The sequence below is a fragment of the Polaromonas sp. LjRoot131 genome (assembly GCF_964252805.1).
In the GTDB taxonomy this organism is placed as follows: Bacteria; Pseudomonadota; Gammaproteobacteria; order Burkholderiales; family Burkholderiaceae_C; genus Polaromonas.
In genome coordinates, this window is sequence record NZ_CAXUPF020000004.1 from 181475 (window position 1) to 194795 (window position 13321).

Annotated in this window: 15 protein-coding genes; 2 read left to right on the forward strand and 13 right to left on the reverse strand. The window is 63.2% G+C overall.

What is annotated here, in order from left to right:
- Nucleotides 1–4: 4 nt before the first annotated feature.
- The 13 genes from rplF to ACSQ27_RS18470 all read right to left on the reverse strand — a co-directional run bounded on the left by rplF (nt 5) and on the right by ACSQ27_RS18470 (nt 10707).
- Nucleotides 5–538, reverse strand: a complete 534-nt coding sequence (gene rplF, locus ACSQ27_RS18410; RefSeq protein WP_436156934.1) for a 50S ribosomal protein L6 — start codon at nt 536–538, stop codon at nt 5–7.
- A 24-nt stretch (nt 539–562) separates the two neighbouring features.
- Nucleotides 563–958: a 30S ribosomal protein S8 gene (rpsH, locus tag ACSQ27_RS18415; RefSeq protein WP_122954342.1), complete on the reverse strand. Its 396-nt coding sequence runs from the start codon at nt 956–958 to the stop codon at nt 563–565.
- Between the two features lie 18 nt (nt 959–976).
- Entirely contained in the window at nt 977–1282 is a 306-nt protein-coding gene (gene rpsN, locus ACSQ27_RS18420; protein WP_436156935.1) for a 30S ribosomal protein S14, read from the reverse strand.
- A gap of 8 nt (nt 1283–1290) precedes the next feature.
- On the reverse strand, nt 1291–1866 hold the full coding sequence (rplE, locus tag ACSQ27_RS18425) for a 50S ribosomal protein L5 (protein WP_411878485.1): 576 nt from the start codon (nt 1864–1866) through the stop codon (nt 1291–1293).
- Nucleotide 1867: 1 nt separating this feature from the next.
- Nucleotides 1868–2188, reverse strand: coding sequence for a 50S ribosomal protein L24 (gene rplX / locus ACSQ27_RS18430; RefSeq protein WP_436156936.1), 321 nt, complete (start codon nt 2186–2188; stop codon nt 1868–1870).
- 9 nt (nt 2189–2197) lie between these two features.
- The gene (rplN, locus tag ACSQ27_RS18435; protein WP_007869247.1) at nt 2198–2566 is read right to left on the reverse strand and encodes a 50S ribosomal protein L14; all 369 of its coding nucleotides are present in this window, start codon (nt 2564–2566) and stop codon (nt 2198–2200) included.
- 389 nt (nt 2567–2955) lie between these two features.
- Nucleotides 2956–4542, reverse strand: coding sequence for an FAD-dependent oxidoreductase (locus ACSQ27_RS18440; protein ID WP_436156937.1), 1587 nt, complete (start codon nt 4540–4542; stop codon nt 2956–2958).
- A gap of 146 nt (nt 4543–4688) precedes the next feature.
- Entirely contained in the window at nt 4689–6419 is a 1731-nt protein-coding gene (locus ACSQ27_RS18445) for an ABC transporter substrate-binding protein (RefSeq protein ID WP_436156938.1), read from the reverse strand.
- A 111-nt stretch (nt 6420–6530) separates the two neighbouring features.
- The gene (locus ACSQ27_RS18450) at nt 6531–6839 is read right to left on the reverse strand and encodes a DUF2160 domain-containing protein (RefSeq protein WP_436156939.1); all 309 of its coding nucleotides are present in this window, start codon (nt 6837–6839) and stop codon (nt 6531–6533) included.
- A gap of 11 nt (nt 6840–6850) precedes the next feature.
- Complete coding sequence (locus tag ACSQ27_RS18455) at nt 6851–7672, reverse strand: carbohydrate ABC transporter permease (RefSeq protein ID WP_436156940.1); 822 nt, start codon at nt 7670–7672, stop codon at nt 6851–6853.
- Nucleotides 7669–8559 carry a carbohydrate ABC transporter permease gene (locus ACSQ27_RS18460; RefSeq protein WP_092130243.1) on the reverse strand — a complete coding sequence of 297 codons (891 nt, stop codon included), beginning with the start codon at nt 8557–8559 and terminating at the stop codon, nt 7669–7671. Before ACSQ27_RS18460 ends, ACSQ27_RS18455 begins: the two co-directional genes overlap by 4 nt.
- The gene (locus ACSQ27_RS18465) at nt 8556–9635 is read right to left on the reverse strand and encodes an ABC transporter ATP-binding protein (protein ID WP_436156941.1); all 1080 of its coding nucleotides are present in this window, start codon (nt 9633–9635) and stop codon (nt 8556–8558) included. The genes ACSQ27_RS18460 and ACSQ27_RS18465 overlap by 4 nt, the downstream gene beginning before the upstream one ends.
- The gene (locus ACSQ27_RS18470) at nt 9622–10707 is read right to left on the reverse strand and encodes an ABC transporter ATP-binding protein (RefSeq protein ID WP_436157257.1); all 1086 of its coding nucleotides are present in this window, start codon (nt 10705–10707) and stop codon (nt 9622–9624) included. Before ACSQ27_RS18470 ends, ACSQ27_RS18465 begins: the two co-directional genes overlap by 14 nt.
- Before the next feature lie 291 nt (nt 10708–10998).
- Here ACSQ27_RS18470 and ACSQ27_RS18475 point away from each other — a divergent pair, with 291 nt between their 5' ends.
- Nucleotides 10999–11766: a DeoR/GlpR family DNA-binding transcription regulator gene (locus ACSQ27_RS18475; protein WP_436156942.1), complete on the forward strand. Its 768-nt coding sequence runs from the start codon at nt 10999–11001 to the stop codon at nt 11764–11766.
- Nucleotides 11767–11805: 39 nt separating this feature from the next.
- Nucleotides 11806–13299 (forward strand): glycerol kinase GlpK, encoded by a 1494-nt coding sequence (gene glpK / locus ACSQ27_RS18480; RefSeq protein ID WP_436156943.1) that lies wholly within the window; start codon nt 11806–11808, stop codon nt 13297–13299.
- The last annotated feature ends 22 nt before the right edge of the window (nt 13300–13321 follow it).

The window sequence follows — 13321 nt, forward strand, 5'->3', positions numbered from 1 at the left end:
CTCCTTATTTCTTCTTGGTTTCTTTGATCGTGATTTTTTCATCCGAATAACGGATGCCCTTGCCCTTGTAAGGCTCGGGAGGACGGACGGCGCGCACTTCAGCGGCGATCTGTCCCACACGCTGGCGGTCGGAACCCTTGATGATGACTTCGGTCGGCGTAGGCGTTTCCACCTTGATACCGGCCGGCATGTCCATCACCACCGGATGGGAGTAACCCACCGTCAGGTTCAGCTTGGCGCCCTGGGCCTGGGCTTTGTAACCCACGCCGATCAGGCTGAGCTTCTTCTCGAAGCCCTTGGTCACGCCGGTCACCATGTTGTTCACGAGCTGACGCATCGTGCCGCTCATGGCATTGGCTTCACGCGAATCGTTGGCCGGCACAAAGGTCAGCTTGCCGGCATCATTCTTGATGGTGACAAGCACGTTTTGTGTCAGCGCCAGGGTGCCAAGGGCGCCCTTGACATTGATCTGGTCTTCTTTGATGGCCACGTCCACGCCCTGGGGCACGGTCACGGGCATTTTTCCTACACGAGACATTTCAGTTTCTCCTCAATGCCGCCGTTAGGCCACGTAGCAAAGCACTTCACCACCGATACCGGTAGCGCGGGCTTTACGATCAGTCATGACGCCTTGCGGGGTCGTGACAATTGCCACGCCAAGGCCGTTCATGACCTGGGGGATGGCGCCATGGCCTTTGTAGACACGGAGGCCGGGGCGGCTGACGCGCTCGATGCGCTCAATCACGGGGCGGCCTGCGTAATACTTCAGGGCGATTTCCAGCTGGGACTTGCCCTCATCGGTCTTGACGGAGAAGCCATCGATGTAGCCCTCATCCTTCAGTACCTGCGCGATGGCAACTTTGACTTTCGACGACGGCACCAGCACAACGGCTTTTTCAACCATTTGTGCATTGCGGATGCGGGTCAACATGTCGGCAATAGGATCACTCATGCTCATTTTGTGGTTCTCCTATGCTTACCAGCTTGCCTTGGTGATACCAGGGATATCACCAGCAAAAGCCAACTCGCGAATCTTGGCGCGAGCCAGGCCGAATTGACGGAACGTACCGCGCGGGCGGCCCGTGATCGCGCAGCGGTTGCGCTGGCGGGTCGGGTTGGAGTTGCGGGGCAACTTTTGCAGCTCGAGGCGAGCCAGGGCGCGCTCTTCATCGGACCGCTTGGCGTCGTTGGACGTCGCCTTGAGTTCAGCGTATTTTTTGGCGAACTTGGCCGCGAGTTTCTCGCGCTTCAGTTCACGTTGCAGTAAAGCTTGTTTTGCCATGTCCCGCCTCAGTTCTTGAACGGAAAACGGAAAGCGGTGAGGAGCGCCTTGCACTCTTCATCGGTCTTTGCCGTGGTGGTGATGCTGATATTGAGACCGCGCAGGGCGTCAACCTTGTCGTACTCGATCTCAGGGAAAATGATCTGCTCTTTCACGCCGATGTTGTAGTTTCCGCGGCCGTCGAAGGCCCGGCCGGAAATACCGCGGAAGTCACGCACGCGCGGCAGGGCCACGGTGACGAAACGATCGAGGAACTCATACATCTTCACGCCGCGCAGGGTCACCATGCAGCCGATGGGCAGGTCTTCGCGGATCTTGAAACCGGCGATAGCCTTCTTGGCCTTGGTCACAACGGGCTTCTGGCCGGCAATCTTGGTCATGTCGCCGACGGCGTTGTCCATGACCTTCTTGTCGGCAACAGCCTCGCTCACACCCATGTTGAGCGTGATCTTGGTGATACGGGGAACCTGCATGGGCGAGGTGTAGCCGAATTTTTCAATCAGGCCGGGGGCGATTTTTTCGCGGTACTGGGCTTGCAGGCGAGCCTGCGAAGCGGCTTGTTGTACGGGTGCGGTCTTTGCCATGTTATGCAGCCTTGATTTCTTCGCCGCTGGACTTGAAGACGCGCACTTTTTTGCCGTCTGCCAGAAGCTTGATGCCAACGCGATCCGCCTTGCCGGTTGCGGCATTGAAGATTGCCACGTTCGACTGGTGAATCGGCATGCTTTTTTCGACGATGCCGCCGGTGGTGCCCTTGAGAGGGTTGGGCTTGGTGTGTTTCTTCACCAGGTTGAGGCCCTCGACCACGACATGGCTGTCGTCTTTGCGCAGCGAAATCTTGCCGCGCTTGCCTTTGTCGCGACCGGCGATCACGATGATCTCGTCGCCCTTACGAATCTTGTTCATGGCGCGTCCTTACAGAACTTCAGGAGCCAGGGACACGATCTTCATGAACTTTTCAGTGCGCAGTTCGCGCGTCACTGGTCCGAAGATGCGGGTGCCGATAGGCTCCAGCTTGGCGTTAAGCAACACTGCTGCGTTGCCATCGAATTTAACGAGGGAGCCGTCACCGCGGCGGATGCCCTTGGCGGTGCGAACGACCACTGCGCTGTAAACCTCGCCTTTTTTGACGCGGCCACGCGGAGCGGCTTCTTTGATGCTCACCTTGATGACGTCACCAACGCTGGCGTACCGGCGCTTGGAGCCGCCCAGAACCTTGATGCACATCACGGACTTGGCACCCGTGTTGTCAGCAACATCGAGCTTGGATTGCGTTTGAATCATTTAAATGTGTTCCCAACTTGCACCGGAAGGCAACCCCTTGGGATCACCAGCCAATCAGTCTTGGGCCTGTCGTCCACACCGCAAACCACTTGCGATGCTTCCGTTAGGCAGAATTCCTCGCCTTTTTAGAGCGAAGCCCACGATTATCACTAAATCATCCGGTACTGTCAACCGGCTGTTGTGAAAATATTCCCCTGGCGCCTCGGCAAGCGGCTTGGCAGCCCCAAAAAGCCCCCCGAAACGGAATGGAGGGGAGGAACGTCTCGAGGCTGCAATCGGACCCCACCCCAATACAGGAAAGCACGGACAGCTATCAAAAGTAGAGCGCCGCTGTGGCCGGCCTTCCTGCCGGCAGCGCTCAACTTTTCGCCCAGGCTCGCCGAAAAGGATCAGTCAGGCAGGCTCAAGTACTGGCCGCAAAGCGCCAAAAACGCGTCCAGTTGCGGATCCACCCCATTTTCCTGCTGCAGCAGGGCCGCCACGTCCGGCGCCAGGGTCCTGGCCAGCGCGGCATCGAGGAACAGCAGGCGGGAGCGGCGTGCCAGCACGTCTTCCACCGTGCGCGCATATTCATGGCGGGCGGCAAAACGCACCATGGCTTCCGTCAGGCCGCCACCCAGTTCGCGGCTCGCCCCGGGCAGGCCATCCAGGGCCGGCGCCTCGCTGCCATATAAGTGAGCCCCGGGCGCCTCGCTGATCTTGTGGCTGGAGTTGTGAGCGCCAACTAACTTCAAGTGCGTGGTGGCGCTTGCGGTCCGCGCCGGCAGCAGCGCCGCGCCAAAACATTTGTCCAGCACGTCTTCGGCCATCGCGCGGTAGGTCGTCCATTTCCCACCCGTCACCGTGACCAGCCCGCTTTTGCTGACCAGCACCGTGTGCTCGCGCGACAGCGCCTGGGTGCTGCCGGCATCATCGTCCGGCGGTTTGACCAGGGGCCGCAGCCCCACCCAGATGCTCTTGATATCCGCCGGCCCCGGGGCCCGGCTCAGATAGCGCGCGGATTCGCGCAGGATGAAATCGACCTCTTCCCGGAAAGGCAGCGGTTCGCGGGCCAGGTCGTGGCGCGGCGTGTCGGTGGTGCCCAGGATGGTTTTGCCCAGCCAGGGCACGGCAAACAGCACCCGGCCGTCGGCCGTTTTGGGCACCAGCAGGGCATGGTCGGTGGGCAAAAACGAGCGGTCGACCACGATGTGCACGCCCTGGCTGGGCGCCACCATGGGTTTGGCGTCCCGGCCTATGGCCTGGCCGTCCTGCATGCGCAGCTGGTCCACCCAGACGCCGGCGGCATTCACCACGCAGCTCGCCCGGATTTCGAAGGCCCGCCCGGTCTCCTGGTCGCGCGCATGCAGGCCGACCAACTTGCCCCCCTCATGGATCAGGCCGGTGGCCGGGCAATAGTTCACCAGCAGCGCACCCTGGCGTGCGGCCGTCCGCGCCAGCGCCAGCGCCAGCCGCGCATCGTCGAACTGGCCGTCCCAATATTTGACGCCGCCCTTGAGGTCTTGCGGCTGCACCGTCGGCAGACAAGCCAGGGTTTCCTGGCGATTGAGAAACTCTGTCGCGCCCAGGCCCGCCTTGCCGGCCAGCGCGTCATACATCTTGAGCCCTATGCCGTAAAACGGCGCCTCCCAGAACTTGTAGGAGGGCATGACAAAAGGCAGCGGCTGCGCCAGGTGCGGCGCATTGGCCAGCAGCGTGGTGCGCTCGTGCAAAGCCTCGCGCACCAGCGAAATATTGCCCTGCGCGAGGTAGCGGACACCGCCGTGCACCAGCTTGGTGGCGCGCGAGGAGGTGCCCTTGGCAAAGTCGTGCGATTCCACCAGCACGACAGAAAAGCCGCGCGCGGCGGCGTCCAGCGCCACGCCCAGTCCGGTGGCGCCACCGCCGATGATCGCAATGTCATAGTGCCGCGGCTCGGCGAGCCTGGCCATCAAATCCTGGCGCCGCGTCGCCGCAGGCGCTGATTCAGTTGTCATGGGCTTTGATTCCCGTTCCATACAAACCCATTTTTTAAAGTGCGCCCGAGCTTACCCCAGCGCCATGGCAGCAGCCCCTATGGGCCGCCTCCAGCCTCAGCAAAAAACAGGCCGTGCGGCAGCGATGCGCGCACGGCCTGCGGGGATCAACGCACCTTGCCGTCTTTCCAGGCCTGCAACAGCTTGTCGTAGTTGATGGTCTCGCCCTTGGGCTTTTCATTGGCCAGCTTGGCCCACGGGGCGGACTTGTCGCTCAGCCATTTCGCCGGGTCGCCCTTGGGATTGAGCTTGGGCGGGCACTTGGCCATGCCGGCGCGCTCCAGGCGGCCCATCACGTCGTCCATCTCGCCGGCCAGCGTGTCCATGGCGGCCTGCGGCGTCTTTTCACCGGTCACCGCCTGTGCCACGTTCTTCCACCACAGCTGGGCCAGCTTGGGGTAGTCGGGCACATTGGTGCCGGTCGGCGACCAGGCCACACGGGCAGGGCTGCGGTAGAACTCGACCAGGCCGCCCAGCTTGGGCGCCATGTCGGTCATGGCCTTGGACTGGATGTCCGATTCGCGGATAGGCGTGAGGCCGACGATGGTCTTTTTCAGCGAGGTGGTCTTGGAGGTGATGAACTGCGCGTACAGCCAGGCGGCCGCCGTGCGGTTCTCGTCATGCGCGGCGAAGAAGGTCCATGACCCGACGTCCTGGTAGCCGTTCTGCATGCCCTGCTTCCAGTAGGGGCCGTTGGGGCCGGGTGCCATGCGCCACTTGGGCGTTCCGTCGGCGTTCACGACCGGCAGGCCCTTCTTGGTCATGTCGGCGGTGAAGGCCGTGTACCAGAAGATCTGCTGGGCGATCTGCCCCTGGGCCGGCACAGGCCCGGCTTCGCCGAAGGTCATGCCGGTGGCTTCCTTGGGCGCATACTTTTTCATCCAGTCCACATACTTGGTGAGTGCGTAGACAGCGGCCGGCGAGTTGGTCGCGCCGCCGCGCGCCACCGAGGCGCCCACCGGCGTGCACTTGTCGGCCGCCACGCGAATTCCCCATTCGTCGATCGGCAGGCCGTTGGGCGTGCCGATGTCGGCGGTGCCGGCCATGGACAGCCAGGCATCGGTGAAGCGCCAGCCCAGTGACGGATCCTTCTTGCCGTAGTCCATGTGGCCGTAGATGGGCTTGCCGTCTATGGTCTTCACGTCGTTGGTGAAGAATTCGGCGATGTCCTCATAGGCGCTCCAGTTCAGCGGCACGCCCAGCTCGTAGCCGTACTTGGCCTTGAATTTGTCCTGCAGGTCCTTGCGCGCGAACAGGTCGGCGCGGAACCAGTAAAGGTTGGCGAACTGCTGGTCGGGCAGCTGGTACAGCTTGCCGTCCGGGCCGGTGGTGAACTTGGTGCCGATGAAATCCTTCAGGTCCAGGCCCGGGTTGGTGTATTCCTTGCCCTTGCCGGCCATGTAGTCGGTCAGGTTCATCACCTTGCCGTAGCGGTAGTGGGTGCCTATCAGGTCGGAGTCGGAAATCCAGCCGTCGTAAATCGACTTGCCGGACTGCATGGAGGTCTGCAGCTTCTCGACCACGTCGCCTTCCTGGATCAGGTCGTGCTTGACCTTGATGCCGGTGATTTCCTCGAAGGCCTTGGCCAGCGTCTTCGATTCGTACTCGTGCGTGGTGATGGTCTCGGACACGACCGAGATTTCCTTCACGCCCTTGGCCTGCAGCTTCTTGGCCGCGTCGATGAACCACTTCATCTCAGCCAGTTGCTTGTCCTTGGCCAGGGTGGAGGGCTGGAATTCGCTGTCAACCCACTTCTTGGCCTCGGCTTCGCCGGCCCAGCCGGGGCTGGCCATGGCACACACCGCGGCCACCGCAAGCGCCGTATAACGCATCTTCATGACTTGTCTCCTCATTGGTTCACTCCCCGTGGTTGAAGGCTTGTTCGGCTCCGGGGAATATGAGCCGGGTTCCTTTTTCTCCGAACTTCTCTTTTCTTCGCGTTCCGCCCGCTATCCCTTGCGCATGATCCATGCGAGCAAGACCAGGGACAGCAGAAAACTGATCCAGATCGAGGGGTCGGCCTCCAACCCCAGCCAGCCGGCCAGCTTGCCGCTGATGCCGACAAAAATTAGGTTCACATAAGCCGCGCTGAGCAGGCCGATGAAGAGCCGGTCGCCGCGCGTGGTCTCCAGCGGCAGGAAGCCGCGCCGCAGCGTCGTCGGCGACTTGAGCTCCCACACCGTCATGCCCACCAGCATCAGCACGATGCAGCTGAAAAAAATCGCCACCGGCGTGGTCCAGGCCATCCACTCAAACATGTTGATCCTTTCTAGACCCTGCCCATCGCGAAACCCTTCGCGATGTAGTTGCGCACAAACCAGATCACGATCGCGCCCGGCACGATGGTCAACACGCCGGCCGCGGCCAGTGTGGCCCAGTCCATGCCCGAGGCCGACACCGTGCGCGTCATGGTCGCGACGATGGGCTTGGCGTTGACGCTGGTCAGCGTGCGCGCCAGCAGCAACTCGACCCAGCTGAACATGAAGCAGAAAAACGCCGCCACGCCGACACCGGCCTTGATCAGCGGCAGGAAGATGCGCACAAAAAAGCGCGGGAAGGAGTAGCCGTCGATGTAGGCCGTCTCGTCGATCTCGCGCGGGATGCCGCTCATGAAGCCCTCCAGGATCCACACCGCCAGGGGCACGTTGAACAGCAGGTGGGCCAGCGCCACCGCGATGTGGGTGTCCATCAGGCCCACCGTGGTGTAGAGCTGGAAGAAAGGCAGCAGAAACACCGCGGGCGGCGTCATGCGGTTGGTCAGCAGCCAGAAGAACACATGCTTGTCGCCCAGGAAGCTGTAGCGCGAAAACGCGTAGGCGGCCGGCAGGGCCACGGTGATGGAGATCACCGTGTTGATGGCGACATAGATCAGGCTGTTGATGTAACCCGAATACCAGGACGGGTCGGTGAAGATGGTCTTGTAGTTGTCCCAGGTGAACTGCTGGGGAAAGAAGGAAAAGCTCGACAAAATTTCGCTGTTCGTCTTGAAGCTCATGTTGACCATCCAGTAGATGGGCAGCAGCGCAAACAGGATGTAGGCGATCAGGAACAGCGTACGCGCCTGGAACCTGGGTGTGTTCGGTGAGTTCATTCCACCCCCTCCTTCTCTTGCGTGCCCACGCGCTGCATCCAGTTGTAGAGGATGAAGCACAACAGCAGGATGATCAAAAAGTAAATCAGCGAGAAAGCCGCCGCCGGGCCCAGGTCGAACTGGCCGACGGCTTTTTGCGTGAGGTATTGCGACAGAAAGGTCGTGGCATTGCCCGGTCCGCCGCCCGTGAGCACAAAGGGCTCGGTGTAGATCATGAAGCTGTCCATGAAGCGCAGCAGCACGGCGATCATCAGCACGCCGCGCATCTTGGGCAGCTGGATGTAGCGGAACACCGCGAACTTGCTGGCGCCGTCGATGCGCGCGGCCTGGTAATAGGCGTCCGGGATCGAGCGCAGGCCGGCGTAGCACAGCAGGGCCACCAGCGGCGTCCAGTGCCAGACGTCCATCATCAGCACCGTCACCCAGGCATGGGTGGCATTGCCGGTGTAGCTGTAATCAAAGCCCATCTTCTGCAGCATCGCGCCCAGGAGGCCGATGTCGGCCCGGCCGTAGATCTGCCAGATGGTGCCCACCACGTTCCAGGGGATCAGCAGCGACAGCGCGACCAGCACCAGTACCAGCGATGCCTTCCAGCCCTGGGCCGGCATGGACAGCGCCAGCGCGATGCCCAGCGGAATCTCGACCGCCAGCACCGCCAGCGAGAAAGTCAGCTGGCGCCACAGCGCGGCATGCAGCTCCTCGTCGCGCATCACGGACGCAAACCATTCGGTGCCGACAAACACGCGGCGCTCGGGTGAGATGATGTCCTGCACCGAATAGTTGACCACCGTCATGAGCGGCAGGATGGCGGAAAACGCCACGCAAATGATGACCGGCAGCACCAGCAGCCAGGCCTTTTGATTGACCGGTTTCGTCGTCGTGCTCATGCGTCCACCAGTTCGTCATTGAGGTACAGGCAGGTGTGCGGCCCCATGACCTGAAGCCAGACTTCCTCGCCTACCTGGGGCGGCCTTGCGGCCGGGTTCAGCCGGGCTTTGAGCGTGTGTTCGCCGATCCGGGCCGTCAGCATCAGGTGGGTGCCTATGTCCTGCACCAGCGTGGCGGTAAAGGGCAGCGCCGCCGGGTCGCCGGGCGCGGTCTTCACCACGTATTCGGGGCGCACGCCCAGCTTGAGATCGCCATCGGGCATGGCGCGCCCGGGCGGCAGCGCCAGCGGCCGGTCCGCGACACGCAAAGCGCCGCCCGTCACCGTGGCCGGCAAAAAGTTCATGCCGGGCGAACCGATGAAGTGGCCCACAAAGGTATGCCGGGGCCGCTCGAACAGCGCATCGGCCGAACCGGTCTGCACCGCGCGGCCGCGTGTCATCACCACCACCTCTTCGGCAAAGGTCAGCGCCTCCACCTGGTCGTGCGTGACATAGATCAGCGTGAGCTTGAGTTCGTGGTGGATCTGCTTGAGCTTGCGCCGCAGCTGCCATTTGAGGTGCGGGTCAATCACGGTGAGCGGCTCGTCGAACAGCACGGCCGACACATCGGGCCGCACCAGGCCGCGGCCCAGCGAGATTTTCTGCTTGGCGTCCGCCGCCAGCCCGGCCGCGCGCTGGTTGAGCTGGCCGCTCATGTCCAGCATCTCGGCGATTTCGCCCACGCGTTTTTTGATCTGCTCTTCCGGCACCTTGCGGTTGCGCAGGGGGAAAGCCAGGTTTTCGGCCACCGTCATGGTGTCGTAAATCACCGGGAACTGGAACACCTGCGCGATGTTGCGCTGCTGCGGCGTCGCGTGCGTCACGTCGACGCCGTCGAACTTGACCGTGCCCTGCGAGGGCACCAGCAGGCCGGACATGATGTTGAGCATGGTGGTTTTTCCGCAACCCGAAGGGCCCAGCAGCGCATAGGCGCCGCCGTCGCGGAAGCTCATCGTGAGCGGCAACAGCGCGTAGTCACTGTCTTCGCGGGGGTTGGGCCGGTAGGCGTGGGCCAGTTCCAGGTCAATGCGCGCCATAAGACCTCCGTGGGGCCAGCAGCAGCGCGCCGTCCGCATCAAACACATAAACCTGCGCCGGATCCAGGTACAGGGTGACCGGCGCGCCCAGGTCGAAATAGTGCACGCCGGTAAGCTGGGCCACCAGCTCACCCACAGGCGTCGCGACGTGGACAAAGGTGTCGGAGCCCGAAATTTCGGCCAACTCGACCTTGCCCGGCAGCGCCACGTCGCCTTCACGCGCCGTGACACGCAGCGCGCTGCCGCGAACCCCCGCTGTGAAGGACGCCAGGCGCTGGGCCGGCGCGTCGGGCAGCGCCAGGTTCACGGCCGGGCCGCCCTTCAGCTGCAGGCCTTGCGCCGCGGGCAGGGCCGCCATCAGGTTCATCGGCGGGTCGCTGAAGGCGCGCGCCACACGCAGCGACTGCGGCGCGTGAAAGACCTCGGCGGTCGGGCCGTATTGCAGCAGCTCGCCGCCATCCATCACGGCGGTGTAGCCGCCCAGCAGCAGGGCCTCGCCCGGCTCGGTGGTGGCATAGATGACCGTGGAGTCGCCGGCGGCGAACAGCTGGGTCAGCTCTTCGCGCAATTCCTCGCGCAGTTTGTAGTCGAGGTTAACCAGCGGCTCATCGAGCAGCATCAGCGGCGCACCCTTGGCCAGCGCCCGCGCCAGGGCCACACGCTGCTGCTGCCCGCCCGAGAGCTCGGCCGGGTAGCGGTCCAGGAACATGTCGATGTGCAGGCGCGCGGCCAGGCTGCGCACTTTCTGGTCTATGTCTTTTTCGCCGCGCAGCTTGAGCGGCGAGGCAATGTTGTCGGCCACGCGCAGCGACGGGTAGTTGATGAACTGCTGGTAGACCATGGCGACGTTGCGCTCGCGCACCGGCATGCCGGTCACGTCGGCCTCGTTGACCCGCACCTTGCCCTGCGTGGGAACGTCCAGCCCTGCCATGATGCGCATCAGGCTGGTCTTGCCGGCCTGCGTGGCGCCCAGCAGGACCGTGACCTCCCCGCTGCGCGGCGCCAGGCTCATGTCGTAAAGCCACTGCTCGGCGCCGACTTTTTTGCTGATCTGGTCCAGGGACAGCTGCATCACGCCGCTCCCCCGCCCGGCAGGGGCTGAAATGGGCAAGCCCGCGCTCCAGCGAGGGCTGCGACAGGCAAAGAACTTGAGACGGTCAGCAAGAGGAAACTCCCGACGAATTTTTTGGAACGAAACTTTGATGAAGTTCGGTTTTTTTCTATTTTTCTTCCTTTGTGATTGTTTTATCTAATTGTTTTCCCTTATCTGTTTCCTTTTGTTTCGATATAAAGTTTCTTTCAGGCCTTCTATCCCTCATCCTTTAAGTCCTTTTGACTCCCGACATCCCAAACACGGATCCGCGTGAACTCCAATCCCAGGCAAATCAAGCTTCTTGACGTGGTCCGTGCCCACGGCTCGGCCTCCGTCGAGCAGCTTGCCGACAAGCTCGACGTGACCTTGCAGACCGTCAGGCGGGACGTGCAGCGCCTGTCCGAAGCCGGCTTGCTGACACGCTTTCACGGCGGCGTGCGCATGCCCAGCTCCACCATTGAAAACATCGCGCACCGCCAGCGCGAAAGCCTCAACGCCGAGGGCAAGGCGCGCATCGCCCGGGCCGTCGCCAGGCGCATCCCCAACGACTGCTCACTGATCCTCAACATCGGCACGACCACCGAAGCCATCGCCAAGGCCTTGCTGAACCACAAGGGGCTGCGTGTCATCACCAACAACCTCAATGTGGCGGCCATCCTCTGCGGCAACACCGATTGCGAGGTGATCGTGGCCGGCGGCGTGGTGCGCGCGCGCGACCGCGGCATCGTGGGCGAGGCAGCGGTCGATTTCATGCGCCAGTTTCGCGTCGACATCGCGGTGATCGGCATTTCGGGCATAGAGCCCGACGGCTCGCTGCGCGACTTCGACTACCGAGAGGTCAAGGTCGCCCAGACCATCATTGAGCACGCCCGCGAAGTCTGGCTGGCCGCCGACAGCAGCAAGTTCAACCGTCCGGCCATGGTCGAACTCGCCAGGCTCTCGCAGATCGACCGGCTCTTCACCGACATGCCGCCGCCCGAACCCTTCCCGGCCCTGCTGGAGGAAGCGGACGTCAGTTGCGAGGTGGCACATTCCTGAGCGCCCGCGCGGCCGGGCGGTTTTCATACACTCCAGCGCATGACCTACCTCCTCGCCCTTGACCAGGGAACCTCCAGCTCCCGCAGCATCGTGTTCGACGAACATGGCCACATCGTGGCCCTGGCGCAGCAGGAGCTGCCGCAGATCTATCCCAAACCCGGCTGGGTCGAACACGACCTGATGGAAATCTGGCGCACCCAGCTGGCCACGGCGCGCGAGGTGCTGGCCAAAGCCAACATCAAGGCCGGCGACATCCGCGCACTGGGCATCACCAACCAGCGCGAAACCACTGCCTTGTGGAACCGCAAGACCGGCCAGCCGGTTCACCATGCCATTGTCTGGCAGGACAGGCGCGCCGAAGCCACCTGCGCCGCCTTGCGTGAGCAAGGCAAGGAAAGCCTGATCCAGTCCAAGACCGGCCTGCTGATCGACGCTTATTTCTCCGGCACCAAACTCAAATGGCTGCTCGACAACGTGCCCGGCGCGCGCGCGCAGGCCGAGCGCGGCGAGCTGGCTTTCGGCACCATCGACAGCTGGCTGATGTGGCAGCTCACGGGCGGCGCGCTGCATGCCACCGACGTCAGCAACGCCTCTCGCACCATGCTGTTCAACGTGCACACCAACCAGTGGGACGATGAACTGCTCGAACTGCTCGGCATCCCGCCCTCATTGATGCCCAAGGTGCTGCCTTCGAGCGCGCATTACGGCGACGTGCGGCCTGAGCTGCTGGGCCATGCCATCGCCATCGGCGGTGTTGCCGGCGACCAGCAAAGCGCACTCTTCGGCCAGGCCTGCTTCAAGGCAGGCATGGCCAAGAACACCTACGGCACCGGCTGCTTCATGCTGATGCACACGGGAGGCCAGTTCCAGACTTCGCACAACGGCTTGCTGACCACCAGCGCGGCGCAGGCGACTCCACAAACCCAGTTCGCCATCGAGGGCAGCGTGTTCGTGGGTGGCGCCGTGGTGCAGTGGCTGCGCGACGGCCTGCATGCCATCAAGGGCAGCGCCGAGGTGCAGGCGCTGGCTGAAAGCGTGCCCGACTCGGGTGGCGTGATGATGGTGCCGGCCTTCACCGGCCTGGGCGCACCCTACTGGAAACCCGACGCGCGCGGCACCATCACCGGGCTCACGCGCGGCACCACGGTGGCCCACATCGCGCGCGCCGCGCTGGAAAGCATCGCCTACCAGAGCGCCGCCCTGCTGCAGGCCATGAGCCGCGACGCGGTCAGCGCCGGCGCCGCGCCCGTCGCCGAGTTGCGCGTGGACGGCGGCGCCTGCGTCAACGATTTGCTGATGCAGTTCCAGGCCGACCTGCTGGGCATTCCGGTGATTCGCCCGGCCGTGATCGAAACCACCGCGCTGGGCGCCGCCTACCTGGCGGGGCTGTCCAGCAGCGTCTACGGCAGCATCGACGAGCTGTCGGGCATGTGGCGCGCCGAGCGCAAGTTTTTGCCCACGCTGGGCGCGGACCGGGCCGCGGAACTGATGGCACGCTGGGAGCAGGCGGTGCGGCAGACCGTCTTGCAATAACGAACGGCGCGGGCACCGTCAC